Genomic DNA, 19,658 nt, shown 5'->3' with positions numbered 1-19,658 from the left:
CTCCTAACTCCTAACTCCTAACTCCCAAATTATTTTAACTGCTAGTTAATTGAGTCCAATAACGATCGTAAACATCTTCAAAATCTCCTACAGGAGTAACACGCTCACAATTTTTTAAAAGGGACTCTGGCGGAAACAAATTAACGTTGTTTTGGATTCTTTTTGGTAATTGCTCAAATCCGGCGCTATTGGGGGTAGAAATATTTAGGCGTTGACTGATTTGGGCTGCTATTTCTGGTTGCAAAATCATGTTAATCCAAGCATAGGCTCCAGCCTGGTTGGGGGCTGTTTTGGGAATTACAATAGTGTCTGTCCATAATGAAGAACCACTGCGAGGAATCACATATTTGAGTTTAGGGTTTTCTTGAGAGATTTTCACTGCATCTGCTGAATAACACATTGCCAGTATTAAATCTCCTGCCAGAATTTGATTTTGCCAAGCGTCGGTGTCAAAACGTGCGATCGCAGGTTTTAGCACCTTCAACTTTTCATAAGCTTGTTTGATTTCTTGTTCATTTTTTGAGTTGTAAGAATAACCTAACATTCGTAAAGTTGCACCCATCACTTCTCGAACATCATTAAGCAAAGTCATTCGCTGATTAAGTTGGTCTTTATTTTGCCAAAGATAATCCCAGTCTTGTGGTGCATCTTTAACTTTTTCGGAATTGTAAAGTAAACCTGTCGTCCCCCAGTTAAAAGGTATACTGTAGCGGTTATTGCGGTCATAACTAGGATTCTGAAACCTGGGAAATAAATTTTCTAGTCCGATTAAGCGCTCATGATTTATTTCTGCTAACAAATCTTTGTCTACCATCTTCTGCACCATATAATCAGATGGGTTGATGATGCTGTAAGTGCCACCGCCTCCAGCTTGCAATTTAGCCAGCATGACATCATTGGAATCATAGACATCCGCTAGCACTTTCATGCCAGTTTGGGTGCTAAAAGTTTTCAGTAATTGGTTGTCAGTATATTGTGTCCAGGTAAAGACATAAAGTTGTTCACGTTGACCATTCGTATTAGAATTAGCACGTACTTCAGCCAGCCTCCAGCCACAACCAGCTAAAGATAAGCTAGAAAGTGCTGCCACCCCTTTTAAAAATTCGCGTCTGTTAGTCATTAATTTAATAGTCAATCATCTTCTGTGTTGTTGCCGATTGATTCTAGATATGGCTTTAATTGGGCTGTTCATAGCTAGTTTAAACATTAACTTAAGTGTATCTACCTGTGCAACTGTTAATAATTTACAGCTATCAACTAGTTTAAGGCACGATTTTTAATCTATATAATCAAGCTTGAGCTATAAAAATTAACAAAGCGATCGCTCGTAAAATTATCAAGGAAACCCAGTCTTGGGCTAACCCCATAAGCCAATACGCCCTTGGCATTGTGAAAATTTATCTGTTAAGACAGGCAGCGAGAGAGAAAAAGCTTAACCCAAGCGTAATCAAAAAATGAATATATCTGGGAACAATAAATCTGTAAATCGTCAGGGTTTGGCTTTTAATTGCCGGAGGGAAGGAATTATAAAATGTCTAATTGGCAAAACTTTCGCTCTCTGTTGCAGCGAGTTCGATATTATCTGATTTTCTTGGCTGCCATTTGGTTGAGTTTAGGGATTCCGGGTTGCAGTTTCTTGTCACCCAATTCTCAAACAGCTTCATCTCCTCAAACTACCGAGATCAAGACGACTGCACAACGCTTTGACGGTGTGACGATTAATGTCATTACCCAAAAAGGGGTACTCGATGTTGCACTTAATCGGCACATCGGTAACTTTGAATCTCTGACTGGTGCAAAGATCAATATGGTGGCTTTTCCCTTTGGAGACCTCTACCAAAAACTGCAAGAGGACTGGTCGAGCCGCACTCCTAAGTACGATATGGCAGTAATTCTTTCTAAGTGGTTGATTGACTTTATCGATACTCACAATCTAGAAGATTTAACCAATCGTGTTCAGTCAGACTCGGCCTTGCAATGGCAAGATATTGCTCCCATCTTTCGGGATGTGAGTGCAAAGTATAAAGACCGCATTTACACCATACCCTTAGACGGTGATTTTCACATGGTGTACTATCGCAGCGATCTTTTAAAAAACGCTGGATTAACGCCGCCGACAACCTGGGACGATTATCTGGCGATCGCTAAACAGTTTCAGGGCAAAGACTTAAATAATGATGGCGTACCAGACTACGGCTCTTGTATGGCAAAGGGTCCTCGCTTTGGCGCTTACTTGCTATTTTCCTCAATTGCTAGTTCTTTGCTGCAATCTCAGGGAACGGCACAAGGAGTATTTTTTGACTTGGAAACCATGAAACCCCTGGTTCAAAATCCAGCTTTTGCTAAGGCGCTGGATATCTATAAAAAAACGATGGAGTATGGGCCACCCAAGGAAGCAAATTTGGGCATATTTGAAGAAAGACAAATGTTTATCAGTGGTAGATGTGCCTTGACCCTCGAATGGGGAGATATTGGCACATTAGCCATCGATCCTGTCAAGTCTAAAGTAATTGACAAAGTAGGCGCTGTTGTGACTCCGGGCAGCACTGAAGTACTCGATCGTCAAACAGGGAAATTGGTTGCTTGTGATAAGTTTACCTGTCCATACTCCCTGGCTGGGGTTAATCATGCGCCTTCTACTGCCTTCGTGGGTTGGTCAGGTGTTGTTCATGCACAGGCAGCGCCAAGGGTCAAAGATGCCTCATACTCGTTCATTTCCTATATGAGTCAGCCTGCTCAGGCAAATGTTGATGTCACCATTGGTGCGACTGGTGCCAACCCTTACCGAAGTTCTCAATTTCAAAATACTGATGTCTGGGTGAAGGCAGGGATGTCGCCCGATGCTGCTAACAACTATTTAAGTGCCATCGGTGTCAGCCTAAATAGTCCAAACATGGTTTTGGATCTGAGGATTCCCCATAACCAGCAATATCAACTGGAAGTCCTTGATGGTGTTCTCACCAATTTCTTAACAGGTAAACTGACGAAAGAGCAAGCAATGCAGCAGATTGAACAGAGATGGGAGCAGATTACCAATAAAGTGGGACGTAAGTCTCAACGCGCCGCTTACCGCGCCAGCCTTGGGCTAACCCAATGAGGGAGAAATCAATTCAAAATTCAAAATTAAAGAATTTATTTCTGCCTCCTCTTTCCCAATGCCCAATGCCCAATAACCAATTGTTAATTTTACAGATGAAGTGGGCATCTTAGAAATAATTGGGCATGACTGATAATACACTTATTAATCTCAGTAGTTTGGGGCAGTAAAAGGAGCCACACAGTGCGAAATTGGAACCTCAGCACAAAAATTATTGCTTCCTATTCAGTGCTAATCGCAGTGATGGCTGCAACACTAGCATCGGGGATGTATTGGCAGTTGTACTCTAGTCAACGGCAGGCAATTCGTAATCGTCTTTTGGCAATTGTCAGTTTGGCAGTTCCCCAAATCGATAGCGATTATCACGGATTGGTTCTCCAACGCAGCGATCGCACCTCGGCATTTTACAAAATTAATCAAGATAGGCTTGTAGCTATTCAAGCAACTAGTAAAGATATCAAACGTATTTATACGGTACGCCAGCAACCAAATAAAAAATTTGTTTATGTCTTAAACTACGACCCTGCTGATCAAGACAAAACTGTATTGACTGGCATAGATTACATCAAGTCCTTAGATAATTTGGATGCAGCCGTTGCCCGCAATGCACCCTTTGTTGAGCAGGAATTTCAGCAAACTACAAATGGCGAAATCCTTCTTTATGGCTATGCCCCAATTGCCAATCTTCAGGGACGGGTGAATGGATTTTTGGTGGTTGAACTGGATGCAAGTTCTGTGGTGCGCCAAGAATATTCCGTGGCCGCATTTGCTCTGGTAACTTTTTCGGCTGTGTTGTTACTGACGGTACTTTTAGTGCGTTGGCTGTCGCGATCGCTTGTAGTGCTACCTATTTTACAACTCAATAACGCCGCCAAGCAATTAGAAACGGGGAATTGGAATGCAACCCTACCAAGCGATCGCACCGATGAACTTGGAGAACTTTCGGCATCTTTCAATAGTATGGCCAAACAGTTGCAAACCTCCTTTGCTACCTTAGAACAAAAGGTAGAAGAACGGACACTAGAACTAGCAGAAGCCAAAGAAAAAGCCGATACTGCAAACCAAGCCAAGAGCGAGTTTCTGGCTAACATGAGCCATGAACTGCGGACTCCACTTAATGGCATCCTGGGCTATGCCCAAATTCTCCAAGGTGGTGAACCCTTAACAGAACGAGGTAAAAAAGGTATGGATATCATCTATCAGTGTGGCAATCATTTGCTCAATCTGATCAATGATATTCTTGACATCGCCAAAATCGAAGCCCGCAAGTTGGAACTTTACCCTGATGATGCCCATTTCCCGGCACTTCTGGAAGGCATTGCAGAGATGATGCGCGTTCGGGCTAATCAAAAAGGAATTCCCTTTAACTATCAACCTGATTCTGATTTACCCGTGGGAATTACAGTCGATGAAAAACGCCTACGCCAGGTGTTGATTAACTTATTGGGGAATGCCATTAAGTTTACTGAGGAAGGCGGGGTGACGTTTCGCGTTAAAACTGACAAACTGATAACTGGAATCTATCGAATTCGTTTTGAGATCGAAGATACAGGAGTCGGGATATCGCCATCTGGACTCACGAAAATCTTCCAACCCTTTGAACAAGTGGGTGACGTGAAGAAACAAGGAGAAGGTACTGGACTAGGATTAGCAATTAGTCAGCAAATCGTTTCGATGATGGGTAGCACCCTAAATGTGGAAAGCCAACTGGGACAAGGTAGCACCTTCTGGTTTGAGGTCGAACTTCCCGAAGCCAAAGAATGGGCGGCAACTCTGCGAACAACTAAGAAAGGTAAGATTGTCGGATTTGAAGGCAGCCAACGCCAGGTGCTGGCAGTTGATGACCGTTGGGAGAATCGGTCAGTTTTAGTTAGTTTACTAGAACCTTTGGGTTTTGCAGTTATTGCCGTCAGCAATGGTCGAGAAGGATTGGAAAAGGCGAAGGAGATTCATCCCGATCTGATTATTACAGACTTGATGATGCCAGAGATGGATGGTTATGAGATGCTGCGACAGTTGCGACAGATTCCTGAGTTGCAGAATGTTCCAGCGATCGCCTCTTCAGCTAGTGTATTTGAAAGTAACCAAAATGAGAGTATCACAGCTGGAGCCGATGCGTTTTTATCCAAGCCTGTAGAAGCCTCAGCGCTACTGAAGTTGTTGGAAAAATACCTAAATCTGAAATGGATTTATGAGCAAAACTCTATGGCTGTAGAGCCGATGAGTGCCAACTCCGAGGCAATATCTTCATCCACCCCAGATGAGATCGTTCCCCCGACTGAGGAGGTTTTGTCGCAGTTGCACACATTGGCCTTGCAGGGACGCTTGATGGCCATGGAGCAACAGCTAAAAAGTTTGGAAAAAATAGATGAGCAGTACCAACCATTTGTGAAAGCAGTACGTGAGTATGCAGATAATTTCCAGACTGAAAAAATCCGAACATTCATTGAGCAGTATCTTCCCGAACAAAGGGACTAGGGACTGTTTTCAAACTCGGAGATCCCCCCTAACCCCCCTTTTTAAGGGGGGAAAAGAAATTCTAAGAGCAAGCCTTTTTTAAGGGGGGTTGGGGGGATCTCCAAAGACTCAGGTGCTTCAAGAAGGGTTTGAAAACCCAATGCCCAATACAACTCTTGGAGAGGCTGCGCCAACGGCTTCTCTACGAGACGCTACGCGTAGCTTGCTTCCCCGTTTGCGTAGCGTCCCGTAGGGAAGGGGTACGCTCAGTACAAGTCCCCAATCCCCAATCCCCAATCCCCAATTCCCAATCCCCAATCCCCAATCCCCAATCCCCAATCCCCAATCCCCAATCCCCAATTCCCAATCCCCAATCCCCAATCCCCAATCCCCAATCCCCAATTCCCAATCCCCATTTTTGCCATGACAGCATTCTCTGGAAATCCCATTACATATAATCAGTTTGACAATGGCATTATTCTCATTGTCGATGATGTACCAAATAACTTGAAGGTGCTTTCAGATACCTTAGCCAATGCTGGTTTTGAAGTTGCGATCGCCACCAGTGGTGAGGGCGCTTTACAGCAACTAGAACATACTCCTGTATCTTTGATTTTACTAGATGTGATGATGCCAGGTATGGATGGCTTTGAAACCTGTCAGCAGATCAAAGCCAATCCGAAAACCGGAAATATTCCGATTATCTTTGTCACCGCCCTTTCTGAATCGGTAAATAAAGTCAGAGGCTTTGAACTTGGAGCCATTGACTACATCACCAAACCGTTTCAACAAGGTGAAGTTTTAGCACGGGTGCGAACTCACTTAAAGCTTAACCAATTAAGCCAGTCTCTTGAAGCCAGAAATATAGAACTGCAACAACTCACCCAGCAACTAGAACAACGAGTTAATGAACGAACACAGGAATTATTTGGATCGATTGAAACCCTGAAGCAAACTCAACAATTGATGCGCTTAGTATTTGATACTATTCCCCACTGGGTAGGCTGGAAAGATATCAATTCAGTTTATTTGGGCTGTAATCAAAGTTTAGCTGATGTACTAAACTTAAATTCGCCTGATGAGATTGTGGGTAAAACCGACTATGATTTACTGTTCAGCAAAGAAGAATCCGATTTGTTTGTGATGTACGATCGCCACGTCATGGAGTCTGGTGAACCAGAATTTCATATCATTGATCAATTGCAACGGCCAGATGGTCAACAAGTTTGGTTGGATACAAGCAAGATGCCTCTACGCGATGCTAAAGGGAATGTATTCGGCATTTTATTCGTGACAGAAGACATTACCGAACGTCGCCAAGCTGAAGACCAACTCAAACAACAAAAACAAAATCTAGAAAAAGCACTAGCAGAACTTCAAGGCACTCAAGTGCAATTAGTGCAAAGTGAAAAAATGTCGGCGCTGGGAAACCTTGTCGCGGGGGTGGCACATGAAATTAATAACCCTGTCGGCTTCCTGGGCGGCAATATTCAACCCGCTTTGGATTATATCAAAGATATATTTGGCTTAATGGATTTGTATCAACAGGAATATTGTACTCCCAGTAGAATAATTCAAGACGAAATTGAAGCAATTGACCTCGATTACATCCGCGAAGACTTACCTAAGTTAGTGGGTTCTATGCGAGAAGGTGTGAAGCGGATTCGGGATATTAGTACTTCCTTACGAACCTTCTCTCGCGCTGATAGCGATCGCCCCGTTGCTTGTAATATTCATGATGGCATCGACAGCACTATTTTGATTCTCAAACATCGCCTCAAAGCTTCGGAAAATCGCCCAGAAATCCAAGTTATCAAAGAGTATGGTCAGATCCCATTATTAGAATGTTTTGCTGGGCAGTTAAATCAGGTATTTATGAATATTTTGGCAAATGCTATTGATGCTTTGGAAGAGTCAAATATTGGACGCAGTTTTGAAGAGATTAAAGCTAATCCCAATTGCATCACAATTAGTACTAAAATTACCGATGATCAGCAAAAATTAATTATTAAGATTAAAGATAATGGTAAAGGGATGAATGAAGAAGTAAAACAAAAGGTTTTTGGTCATTTATTTACTACCAAAGCCGTTGGTAAAGGTACTGGTTTAGGGTTAGCGATCGCACGTCAAATCGTCGAAGAAACCCACGGCGGAAAATTGAGTTTTAACTCTACCCTGGGTGAATATACTGAATTTTTCATTGAAATTACGGTATAATTTCCGGCTTTTTTTGATAAACAGCTTCAGATATTTGGGAATACTAAATCTGAAAGTCTTCAGGATTTAGCTGTATGGTAAGTATAAAAGTCAGTATTCCCGGATATCAAGTCAGCGAACAACTCTACAATGGTTCCAGAACCCTAGTTTATCGAGGGTATCGAGAGGCTGACTCATTACCTGTAGTAATTAAGCTGCTAAAAAATCCTTATCCCAGCTTCTCTGAACTCTTGTCGTTTCGTAATCAGTACACCATTGCTAAAAATCTCAACTCACCTCTGATTGTCCAAACCTACAGCCTGGAACCTTACCAAAACGGCTATGCGTTAGTGATGGAAGACTTTGGGGGGATTTCTCTCAAAAATTATTTCGCCTCTAACCAGACGCGATATATTGTGTCTCTACAACAGTTTTTAGAAATAGCGATCGCACTCTGCAATACCTTAGATATACTCTACCAGGAGCGGATTATTCATAAAGATATCAAACCCGCCAATATTTTAATTAATCCCCAAACCAAACAAGTTAAATTAATCGACTTTAGTATTGCATCTTTACTGCCACGGGAAACGCAGACATTAATCAATCCCAATGTGTTGGAAGGGACACTCGCTTACATTTCCCCAGAACAAACAGGAAGAATGAATCGAGGGATTGACTACCGGACTGATTTTTATTCAACCGGTGTGACATTCTACGAGTTACTTACAGGAGAGTTACCATTTGCGTCAAACGATCCGATGGAGTTGGTGCATTGTCATATTGCGAAACTTCCACCACTTTTAGGGAACAGGTTCACCCTGAGCGGAGCCGAAGGGGAAGAGATTCCCCAAGTACTTTGTGATATCGTGATGAAATTGATGGCAAAAAATGCTGAATCCAGATATCAGAGTGCTTTGGGATTGAAGTTTGATTTAGAAAATTGTTTACATCAGCTACAAGTTTCTGGTATAATCAAGGGTTTTGAGATTGGGAAACGGGATGTTTGCGATCGCTTCATCATCCCTGACAAACTATATGGACGAGAAACCGAAGTTCAAACATTACTTGATGCATTTGAGCGAGTCAGCTTTGGTGCAACAGAAATGATGCTGGTAGCTGGTTTTTCAGGAATTGGGAAAACTGCGGTTGTCAACGAAGTTCATAAACCGATTGTTCGCCAACGTGGTTATTTTATCAAAGGCAAATATGACCAATTTCAACGGAATATTCCCTTTAGTGCCTTTGTGCAAGCATTCCAAGATTTAATGGGGCAGTTGTTAACCGAGAGTGATGCACAGATTCAGCAATGGAGAAACCAAATATTAGATGCGGTTGGAGACAATGGACAGGTAATTATTGAAGTCATCCCCGAATTATCAAGAATTATTGGTGAACAACCACCCGCCATAGAATTATCAGGAACGGCGGCACAAAATAGATTTAATTTATTATTTCAAAAATTTACCCAAGTTTTTAGCAGTGCTGAACATCCATTAGTGATGTTTTTAGATGATTTGCAATGGGCGGATTCAGCCTCACTGAAATTAATGCAGCTATTAATGGCTGATACAAATCATCTTTTATTAATTGGTGCGTATCGTGATAACGAGGTAAACCCAGGACATCCCTTGATGTTGACTTTGAGTGAAATCCCAAAAACACTCTTCACGATTAATACGATTACTTTAGCACCACTCAATCAAGAAAAAGTTAATCAATTAGTTGCTGATACACTTAAATGTACAGAAAGTTTGGCATGGACTCTTTCTGAATTAGTCTCTCAAAAAACCCAAGGTAATCCGTTTTTTGCAACCCAGTTTCTCAAATCATTATATCAAGATAGGCTAATTGAATTTAATTTTGAGTCAGATTTTTGGCAATGTGACATTGTACAAGTGATAACTTTTGCGGTTACAGATGATGTTGTGGCTTTTATGGGTTTGCAACTGCAAAAACTGCCACAATCAACTCAACATATATTACAGCTAGCTGCTTGTATTGGCAACTCTTTTGATTTAGAAATTTTAGCAATTGTTTCAGAACAGTCGGAGGTAGAAACGGCTGCGAATTTGTGGAAAGCGCTGCAAGAAGGGTTAATTTTACCAATTAGTGATGTTTATAAGTTTTATCAAGGAGAAGAACGCGAACAATTGGCGCTGTCAAAGGAGAATACCAGTAAAAAATTAGCCAAATATAGATTTTTACATGACAGAGTACAGCAAGCAGCTTATTCCCTAATTGCCGATGAACAGAAAACAGTAACTCATCTCAAAATTGGACAGTTACTCCTGCAAAATACCTCTGAGATAGAGCTGGAAAAAAAACTGTTTGATATTGCCCCGCATTTGAATTTAGGAATTGAGTTAATTAGTCAAGCAAGCGATCGCCAAGCATTAGCTCAACTAAATTTACAAGCTGGAGTGAAGGCGAGAAATTCTACAGCTTACGCCGCAGCCAGGGTTTATTTGCAAACAGGGATTAAGCTACTTGAGGCAAACTGCTGGCAAAGTCAGTATGATTTGACTCTCAATCTCTATGTGGCGATGGCTGAAGCTAGCTATTTGAATGGTGACTTTGCAGACATGAAGCAGCAAGCCGCAGTGATATTGCAGCAGGCACAGACAATTTTCGACAAAGTGAAAATCTACGAAATTCAAATCGCGGCACAAACGGCTCAGAGCCAAATATTAGAGGCGATCGCAGTGGGAAGAGAGGTGTTGAGTCAATTAGGGGTAGATTTACCGAGTGTGCCAGATCAAGCCCAAATAGCGAAAGCGCTACAAGACCTTAACCACCAACTCCAAGACAGAGAGATTACAGGGCTGATTGACCTACCGATGATGAGCGATCGCGCCGCCATCGCCGCAATGCAACTGTTAGGAATGTTGTTTGTACCAGTGTTCGTGGGAATTCCAGGTTTAGTACCCCTGTTGAGCGCGACGATGGTGAAGTTATCGCTCCAGTTTGGCAATGCCCCTGCCTCGACGGTCGGCTATGTGATTCATGGAGTGGTACTGTGTGCCTTTTTGGGCGAAGTCGAAACAGGCTACAGCTTTGGTCGGTTAGCGCTCTCGTTGCTGGAAAGGTTTAATGCTCAGGATATGAAGTCCAGCACTCTCAGCCGATTTGGGGCTTTTATCCAACATCACCAGGAAGCACTCTTGGCAACGCTACCAATGCTGAAAGAGGGCTACATGACTGGTATGGAAACCGGTGATTTTCTCAACGCTGGCTACAGCATGACAGGTTATGCCTGTACTGCACTTGTGGCCGGTGTCAACCTGGACACGTTATCATCCGAATTGGCTACTTATAGTGCTGCCCTGGCTCAGGTGAAACAAAATTCGGCACGTATTTATTTGGACATAAAGCGGCAAACAGTGCAGCATTTAAGAGAAACTGTGAGCCAACCTGATTGCTTAAGGGGCATCGCCTACGATGAAACGGTAATGCTGCCGAAGCACCGGCAGGATAACGATCTCAGCGCCCTCGCATTTGCCTACAGTTACAAACTGTTCCTTGCCTACTTTTATGGTAATTATCAGGCGGCGCTGGACTACATCACCCAACTCAAATCCTATTTGATGACAGTATCGGGATTGGTTTATATTCCCATTTTTCATTTTTATACTGCGCTGACGCATTTGGCACTCTTCCCCACACAGCCAGAGACAGAGCAAACTCAAATTCTTCTTCAGGTGCAAACCCATCAAACCACTTTGCAACAGTGGGCGCACAATGCCCCGATGAACCACTTGCATAAATGGTATCTAGTGGAGGCTGAACGTTATCGAGTTTTGGGTGAAAAAGTCGCAGCCAGTGAGTGTTATGACCAAGCCATAAATCTTGCTAAAGAACATCATTTCATCAACGAAGAAGCCTTGGCCAATGAACTCGCGTCTAAATTCTACCTCGACTGGGGCAAACAGCGCATAGCTGGGGAATACATGACGAACGCATATTATTGTTATGCCCGTTGGGGTGCTAAAGCCAAGGTTGCCGACTTGGAAAAACGCTATTCCCAAGTGCTTGCTCCCATCCTAGAGCAAACCCGTTCTCTGGTCTCTCTTCTATCAACTAGCGAAACTATCTTTGCCTTGGGGAGTGTCACATCCACCTTTTCTGTCACTTCTAGCAGTAGCAGTGTTTCGGATACCCTAGATTTAAAAACTATTCTCAAAGCTTCCCAAGCTATCTCAGGCGAAATCGAACTGGAAAAATTGCTTTCATCGTTGCTGAAGATCGTCATCGAAAATGCGGGGGCTAATAAATGCTTGTTAATGCTGTTGCGAGACGATCGCCTGTTGATCAAAGGGTCAATTACCCAAGGCTCGGAGCCAGTCGTGTTGCAGCGCCTTCCCGTTGAGGACAGCCAGGATATTCCCTTGAAGCTGATTTATAAAGTTAAGCATGATAGGCAGACTACTGTGCTGCTTGATGCAAGTGCCGATCCGACCTTAGCCAATGACCCCTATATCATACGTCAGCAGCCTAAAAGTATCTTGTGTAGCCCGATTTTGCATCAAGGGAAATTGATGGGTATTTTATATCTAGAAAATAATTTAGCGACAGGGGCATTTTCTAGCGATCGCGTCGAACTACTTAATTTACTCTGCGCTCAGGCCGCAATTTCTTTAGAAAATGCCCGACTTTATGAGCGATCCCTAGAAAATGCCCAACAGTTAGAGCGATCGCTTAATGAGTTAAGTGCTAGTAATTCTCGGTTTGAGAAACTTGTAGACAACGTTCCTGGTGTCGTTAATCAATACTACATGAGTGCCGATGGGGTGATCTCGTTGAGGTACATTAGTGCCGATTGTTATAGCTTGCTGGAAATTACCCCAGAGCAAGCGATGTCCAATGTAGAGTTTCTCGAAAATATCGTGCATCCAGACGATATGGCAAGTTATCTACAGTCCACAACTGATGCCATGCAAACTGGATCTCCCTGGCACTGGGAAGGGCGAATTGTCACCCCATCAGGAATTATTAAGTGGATTCACGGACGATCACGAATAGAACAGTTTGCTGATGGCTCAGTGGTTTGGGATGGATTACTTTTGGATATCTGCGAGCAGCAAGCTGCGCTACGCGATCGCAAATTAGCTGAACTTGCCTTGCAGCAAAAATCGCAAGATTTACAACAAGCGCTAACTGATTTGCAAAATGCCCAATTACAAATGGTGCAAAGTGAGAAAATGTCTGCACTAGGCAATTTGGTTGCTGGTGTAGCTCACGAAATGAATAATCCCCTCGGTTTTATTGCTGCTAGTCTAAAACTTGCTAAACCTAGCATCGCTGATCTTGTTGAACATCTCGGACTATATCAAGAAAGTTTCCCCAACAAAAGTGAGGAAATCAAAGAACACGCCGAAGAAATCGACTTGGAATATAGCTTAAAAGATTTGCCCAAGATGATTGATTCTATGTCTATGGCGTGCGACAGGCTCAAAAATATCAGCACCAGTTTACGTACTTTCTCCCGTGCCGATCAAGATTACAAAGTGCCATTTAACATTCACGAAGGCATTGATAGCACAATTTTAATTTTGAAACATCGTCTCAAGGCTAATGAACAACGTCCCGCCATTGAGGTTGTCACTAACTACGGTAATTTACCTCAACTTGAATGCTTCCCAGGGCAATTAAATCAGGTATTCATGAATCTTTTAGCAAACGCTATTGATGCCTTAGATGAATCTAATCAGGGACGCAGCTTTGAAGAAATTCAAGCCAATCCTAACTGCATTAGAATTACAACCTCAGTAGCTGAAAATCTAGTTAAAATTGCCATTGCTGATAATGCTAAGGGAATGAGTGAATCAGTCAAATTAAAAATATTTGACCATTTATTTACTACAAAAGCTGTTGGTAAAGGAACGGGATTAGGGTTAGCGATCGCTCGTCAAATTGTTGAATCAACTCACGGCGGAAAATTGAGTTTTAACTCTGTTCTGGGTAAGGGGACAGAATTTATCATTGAAGTTCCGGTATGATTTTTCGCTCTTTTTGGTAAATAACTTCAGATATCTGGGAATACTAAATCTGGAAATACTCAGGATTTAGCAGCATGGTTAGCACTTTAGTCAGTATTCCCGGATATCACATCAGTGAAGAACTCTACAATGGTTCCAGAACCCTGGTTTATCGAGGCTATCGAGAGGCTGACTCATTGCCTGTAGTGATTAAACTGCTGAAAAATCCTTATCCCAGCTTCTCTGAACTCTTGTCGTTTCGTAACCAGTACACCATTGCCAAAAATCTCAACTCACCGCTAATTGTCCAAACTTATAGCCTGGAACCTTACCAAAATGGCTATGGGTTGGTGATGGAAGACTTTGGGGGAATTTCCTTGAAGGAATGGGGAATCAGAGGAAGGCAACAATCTCTACAAGAGTTTTTAGAAATAGCGATCGCACTGTGCAATACCTTAGATATACTCTACCGCGAACGTATCATACACAAAGATATCAAACCCGCCAATATTCTCATTAATCCAGAAACCAAACAAGTTAAATTAATCGACTTTAGTATTGCATCTTTGCTACCACGGGAAACCCAAACGCTAATCAATCCCAATGTATTAGAAGGGACACTCGCTTATATTTCGCCAGAACAAACAGGCAGAATGAATCGGGGAATTGACTACCGAACTGATTTTTATTCTTTAGGTGTTACTTTTTACGAGTTACTTACAAGAAAGTTACCTTTTGCGTCAAATGACTCAATGGAGTTGGTACACTCTCATATTGCTAAACTTCCACCGCTTTTAGGGGACAGGAAAGAAATTCCCCAGGTGATTTCAGATATTGTGATGAAATTGATGGCGAAAAATGCCGAATCCAGATATCAGAGTGCCTTGGGATTGAAATTTGATTTAGAAAATTGTTTACATCAGCTACAAGAAACTGGTACAATTAAGGATTTTGAGATTTCACAAAGGGATGTGTGCGATCGCTTCATTATCCCCGAAAAACTTTATGGAAGAGAATCAGAAGTATCAACCCTACTCCAAGCATTTGAAAGAGTTAGTCTTGGTGCAACAGAAATGATGCTGGTAGCTGGTTTTTCGGGAATTGGAAAAACTGCGGTTGTCAACGAAGTTCACAAACCAATTGTCAAACAACGTGGTTATTTTATCAAGGGGAAATATGATCAATTTCAACGCAACATTCCCTTCAGTGCATTTGTGCAAGCCTTCCGAGATCTAATTGGACAATTGTTAAGTGAAAGCGATGTCGAAATCCAGCAATGGAGAAACCAAATATTATCAGCAGTTGGAGAAAATGGACAAGTAATTATTCAGGTTATCCCCGAATTAGAAATAATTATTGGTGAACAAGCATCCGCCATAGAATTATCAGGAGATGCCACACAACATCGATTTAATTTATTGTTTAAAAAATTTATCCAAATTTTTACTAGTGCTGAACATCCATTAGTGATATTTTTAGATGATTTGCAATGGGCAGATTCAGCATCACTGAAGTTAATGCAACTGTTGATGGCTGATACAAAGCATCTTTTGTTAATTGGTGCGTACCGTGATAACGAAGTCAATCTAGGACATCCATTGATGTTGACTTTGAGTGAAATTCAAAAAAAGCAACCAACGACTAACACCATTACTTTAGCACCACTGAGTCAAGGGCAAGTAAATCAGTTAGTTGCTGACACACTGAGATGTCCAGAAAGTTTGGCATGGACTCTTTCCCAATTAGTCTCTCAAAAAACTCAAGGTAATCCGTTTTTTGCTACACAGTTTCTCAAAGTATTGCATCAAGAACATCTGATTCAATTTGATTTTGAGTCAGGCTGTTGGCAATGTGATGTTGTACAAGTGACGATTCAAGCGGTTACAGATGATGTTGTTGCTTTTATGGCATTTCAATTACAAAAACTGCCAGAATCAACTCAAAACATATTGCAGTTAGCTGCTTGTATCGGCAACCAGTTTGATTTAGCAACTTTGGCAATTGTTTCAAAACAATCGGAGATTGAGGCGGCTGGTGATTTGTGGAAAGCATTACAAGAAGGGTTAATTTTACCACTCAGTGATGTTTATAAGTTTTATGTTGGGCAAGAAACTCTTGTATGTACACCGGAAAATCAAGAGACTGTTACATACAAATTTTTACACGATCGCGTCCAGCAAGCTGCCTATTCTCTGATTCCCGATGACCAAAAACAGATAACCCATTACCAAATCGGACAACTGCTTTTACAACAGATTTCCCCAGAAGCAAGAGAAGGGCGCATTTTTGAAGTAGTGAATCAATTAAATCATGGAACTTCTTTAATTACCCAACAAACCGAGCGAGATGAATTAGCTGGGCTTAACCTCACCGCCTGTCGTAAAGCCAAAAGTGCTACCGCCTATCAAGCAGGGCGTGAATATGCCAGCACTGGATTATCAATACTGGGAGAAAATGCTTGGGAGCAGTACTATGAAATAACTCGGTCATTCCATGACGATGCGGCGGAATTGTCAATGCTGTGCGGTGACTTTGAGGCGATGGAACAGTTCATTGAGACGGTCATTGCCCATGCAGACTCTTTACTGGAAAAGCTCAATGTTTACCGCATTAAAATTCAAGCAAAGACCTCCCAGAATAAACTGACCGAATCCATTGCGATCGGTATCCAGATCCTGCAACAGTTGGGTGTCACCTTTCCACAAACACCTACACCAACCGATATTCAAAAGTCAATCCAAGAGATTAGCGAACTGATTGGAGATAGGGAAATTGCAGATTTTATTCATCTCCCAATGATGACAGATACAAACAAACTTGCAATTATCCAGATGGCTAGCAGTATCATACCAGCAGCTTACCTCTCTGGCTCTCCCCTGTTCGCATTACTGACTTCCTTATCAGTCAAATTGTCTTTGCAGTACGGAAACATAGCTACTTCAGCTTACAACTATATTTGCTATAGCATCATTGTCTGTAATCTATTGCAAGATATAGATTTAGCCGTAGAGTTTAGTCAGTTGGCATTGAATCTTGTCTTAAAACTCGATGCTAAAGCAACTAAGCCTGAAGTATTACTGATGCGGGCAGGGTATATCCGACACCGCAAAGCTGACATCAAAGAAACTTTATCACTCTTCAGGGAGAGCTATGGAACTTCCCTAGAAGTCGGAAACCTGCTAATTGCTGGACATAGTGGCCATTTTTTCTGTTTGCATTCCTTTTGGTGCGGTCAGCCCCTTACCACTTTGGAGCAGGATACGCACACCTACTACAATGGTTTGGTGCAAGTTAACCAATTGACAACAGCCAATTACTGCCGGCTCTATTGGCAATCTGTTTTAAATTTACTGGGAGTTGGGTCACATCCCACTATTTTATCTGGGTCAGCCCTCCAAGAGGTAGAATTTCTGCCCCTCCTGTTGTCTGCAAATGACCTATTTGGGTTGTATTTATTCTATTTGTATAAGCTGACCCTTTGCTTTTTATTTGGGGAAGTTGAACAAGCTAACAACCATGCAGTTGAGGGCAGAAACTATTTAATGACTGCTGCGGGAATAGTCGGCGAACCAGCATTTTATTTCTATGATTCTTTGATTGCTCTAGCACAATTGAGTCAACCGTCAGCTGAGGTATCACAAGCATTAGAGCGGGTGGCACAAAACCAAACCCAGTTACAGCACTGGGCGCACTATGCCCCCATGAATCACCAGCATAAGGTTGATTTGGTAGAAGCCGAAAAATGTCGAGTGTTAGGACAAAAAGCCGAAGCCATTGAGTTTTTCGACAAGGCTATATCTGGAGCCAAAGCCAACGAATATATTCAAGAAGAAGCCCTCGCTAACGAACTCGCTGCCAAATTCTACCTCGACTGGGGCAGACAGCGCATAGCTGGAGACTACATGATTGAAGCCTACTATGGCTATGGTCGTTGGGGTGCAAAAGCCAAAATAGAAGACCTAGAAAAACGCTATCCCCAATTACTCCAATCCATTCTGCAACAGCAACGATTTAATCTCAACTCCCTAGAAACTATTAGCTTTCGTGGCACTTCCTCATCTACTCGCACTTCTAGCACTGGTAGCAGCAGTATTTCCGATTCACTAGATTTTACCTCTGTCCTCAAAGCTACTCAAGCTATTTCCAGTTCTCTGGAATTAGATCAACTCATAGCCAGCCTCACCCGCATTATCCTAGAAAACTCCGGCGCGAAAAAAGCTGTACTACTGCTTCCCCAAGATGATACTTGGAAAGTTCGAGCAATTACCTTTATTGCTGATGATCAAATACAAACCATTCTTGAAACACAATTACTTGAGAATTGTCAAGATATTCCTGTAAAAGTGATCAATTACGTGAAAAATACTCAACAAACAGTTGTGATAGACAATTGTCAAACAGATATTATTGGATTAATTGGGGAATATATGCACTCCTCACAACCAAGAAGTGTATTGTGTACACCAATTATTAATCAAGGGCGTTTGGTGGGGATTCTTTATCTAGAAAATCAACTGACTCAAGGGATATTTACTAGCGATCGCCTTTCTGTGATAAATTTCCTTTGCACTCAAGCCGCGATTTCTTTGGAAAATGCCCAATTATATAATCATCTCCAGGAGCGAGGAAAGTTTCTCAGTAGCATTTACGAAGGTGTTGGCTGTCTCGTCTTTGTGACTGATATCCGTGATAATGGTAAGTATGAGTACACAGGATGGAGTAAATCGTGTGAATTAGCGGTTGGTATATCTGCTTCGGAAGTCCTGGGTAAAAGTCCGCAAGAAATAATGCCTCCTGATGAAGGTGCAGCAGTGGAGCAAAAATATCTGAGTTGTTTCCAAACCGGAATACCCATCACCTATGAAGAATGTCTCACATTTAATGACCAGAAAACTTGGTGGTTAACCACACTCAGTCCATTAAAAGATGAGACGGGCAAAGTTTATCGCGTAGTTGGGACAACTATTAATATTAGCGATCTCTACGAGGAGCTTCGCTTACGCAAACAAGCTGAATCAGCAGTAACAGAAAAATCTCAAGCACTGGGAACAGCCTTAGAAGATTTACAACAAGCCCAATTACAAATCGTTCAGAGTGAGAAAATGTCTGCACTGGGTAATTTAGTTGCTGGGGTAGCCCATGAAATGAATAATCCTTTGGGCTTTATTGCGGCGAGTCTCAAACAAGCTAAACCCACTATTGCTGATGTTGTGGAACACTTGAAGCTATATCAAGAAAGTTTAAAAAATCCGAGCGATCGTATTCTCAATCATGCTGAAGAAATCGACTTGGATTATAGCTTGGAAGACTTACCCAAGGTAATTGATTCAATGGTGATGGCGTGCGATCGCCTCAAAAATATCAGCACTAGTCTAAGAACTTTCTCCCGTGCAGATAAAGATTACAAAGTGCCATTTAATATTCACGAAGGTATTGACAGTACAATTTTAATTCTTAAACATCGCCTCAAAGCAAACGAACAACGTCCAGCAATTGAAGTAATAACTGAGTATAGTAATTTGCCCAAAGTTGAATGTTTTCCTGGGCAATTAAATCAGGTATTTATGAACATCTTAGCCAATGCCATTGATGCCTTAGATGAGTCGAGTAATGGGCAAAGTTTTGGAGAAATTAAAGAAAATCCTCATAAGATTATAATTCAAACTTCATTGAAAGATAATCAGGTTCAAATAAAAATTGCAGATAATGCTAATGGGATGAATGAAGAAGTTAAACAAAAGATATTCGACCATTTGTTTACTACCAAAGCTGTCGGCAAAGGGACGGGTTTAGGATTAGCGATCGCCCATCAAATTGTGGTTGATAAACACAGTGGTTCAATTCAAGTGGATTCCCTACCAGGTGAGGGCACTGAATTTGTAATTTTCCTACCAATTAAGGCAAATTATAATAATTCGTAATTAAAAATT

At 41.9% G+C, this 19,658-nt stretch carries 7 protein-coding genes; 5 read left to right on the top strand and 2 right to left on the bottom strand.

All coding sequences use genetic code 11. The features are described 5' to 3' along the window. Positions 1-34 precede the first annotated feature (34 nt). Complete coding sequence (locus tag V7K50_RS18975; protein ID WP_334962653.1) at positions 35-1,120, bottom strand: ABC transporter substrate-binding protein; 1,086 nt, start codon at positions 1,118-1,120, stop codon at positions 35-37. Positions 1,121-1,531: 411 nt separating this feature from the next. Here V7K50_RS18975 and V7K50_RS18970 point away from each other — a divergent pair, with 411 nt between their 5' ends. Both V7K50_RS18970 and V7K50_RS18965 read left to right on the top strand, forming a co-directional pair. Next, positions 1,532-3,097, top strand: a complete 1,566-nt coding sequence (locus V7K50_RS18970; RefSeq protein ID WP_334962651.1) for an ABC transporter substrate-binding protein — start codon at positions 1,532-1,534, stop codon at positions 3,095-3,097. Positions 3,098-3,280: 183 nt separating this feature from the next. Beyond that, positions 3,281-5,575, top strand: a complete 2,295-nt coding sequence (locus V7K50_RS18965; RefSeq protein WP_334962649.1) for an ATP-binding protein — start codon at positions 3,281-3,283, stop codon at positions 5,573-5,575. A gap of 117 nt (positions 5,576-5,692) precedes the next feature. On the opposite strand, the gene V7K50_RS18960 is transcribed toward V7K50_RS18965, so the two are convergent. Then, positions 5,693-5,956 carry a hypothetical protein gene (locus tag V7K50_RS18960; protein WP_334962648.1) on the bottom strand — a complete coding sequence of 88 codons (264 nt, stop codon included), beginning with the start codon at positions 5,954-5,956 and terminating at the stop codon, positions 5,693-5,695. A 21-nt stretch (positions 5,957-5,977) separates the two neighbouring features. On the opposite strand from V7K50_RS18960, the gene V7K50_RS18955 reads away from it, so the two are divergent. From V7K50_RS18955 to V7K50_RS18945, 3 genes are all read left to right on the top strand, one after another. After that, positions 5,978-7,771 carry a hybrid sensor histidine kinase/response regulator gene (locus V7K50_RS18955; RefSeq protein WP_334962646.1) on the top strand — a complete coding sequence of 598 codons (1,794 nt, stop codon included), beginning with the start codon at positions 5,978-5,980 and terminating at the stop codon, positions 7,769-7,771. A 74-nt stretch (positions 7,772-7,845) separates the two neighbouring features. After that, positions 7,846-13,749 (top strand): AAA family ATPase, encoded by a 5,904-nt coding sequence (locus V7K50_RS18950; RefSeq protein WP_334962644.1) that lies wholly within the window; start codon positions 7,846-7,848, stop codon positions 13,747-13,749. A 74-nt stretch (positions 13,750-13,823) separates the two neighbouring features. Then, entirely contained in the window at positions 13,824-19,649 is a 5,826-nt protein-coding gene (locus V7K50_RS18945; RefSeq protein WP_334962642.1) for an AAA family ATPase, read from the top strand. Positions 19,650-19,658: the final 9 nt, after the last annotated feature.

Source organism: Nostoc sp. (genome assembly GCF_036917135.1).
GTDB lineage: Bacteria > Cyanobacteriota > Cyanobacteriia > Cyanobacteriales > Nostocaceae > Nostoc.
This window is presented reverse-complemented; position numbering and strand designations above follow the sequence as displayed.

Bases quoted from the DNA above. Each gene is read 5' to 3' on its own strand.
- V7K50_RS18970 (WP_334962651.1), top strand. From the start codon at position 1,532: ATGTCTAATTGGCAAAACTTTCGCTCTCTGTTGCAGCGAGTTCGATAT.
- V7K50_RS18975 (WP_334962653.1), bottom strand. From the start codon at position 1,120: ATGACTAACAGACGCGAATTTTTAAAAGGGGTGGCAGCACTTTCTAGC.
- V7K50_RS18955 (WP_334962646.1), top strand. From the start codon at position 5,978: ATGACAGCATTCTCTGGAAATCCCATTACATATAATCAGTTTGACAAT.
- V7K50_RS18950 (WP_334962644.1), top strand. From the start codon at position 7,846: ATGGTAAGTATAAAAGTCAGTATTCCCGGATATCAAGTCAGCGAACAA.
- V7K50_RS18945 (WP_334962642.1), top strand. From the start codon at position 13,824: ATGGTTAGCACTTTAGTCAGTATTCCCGGATATCACATCAGTGAAGAA.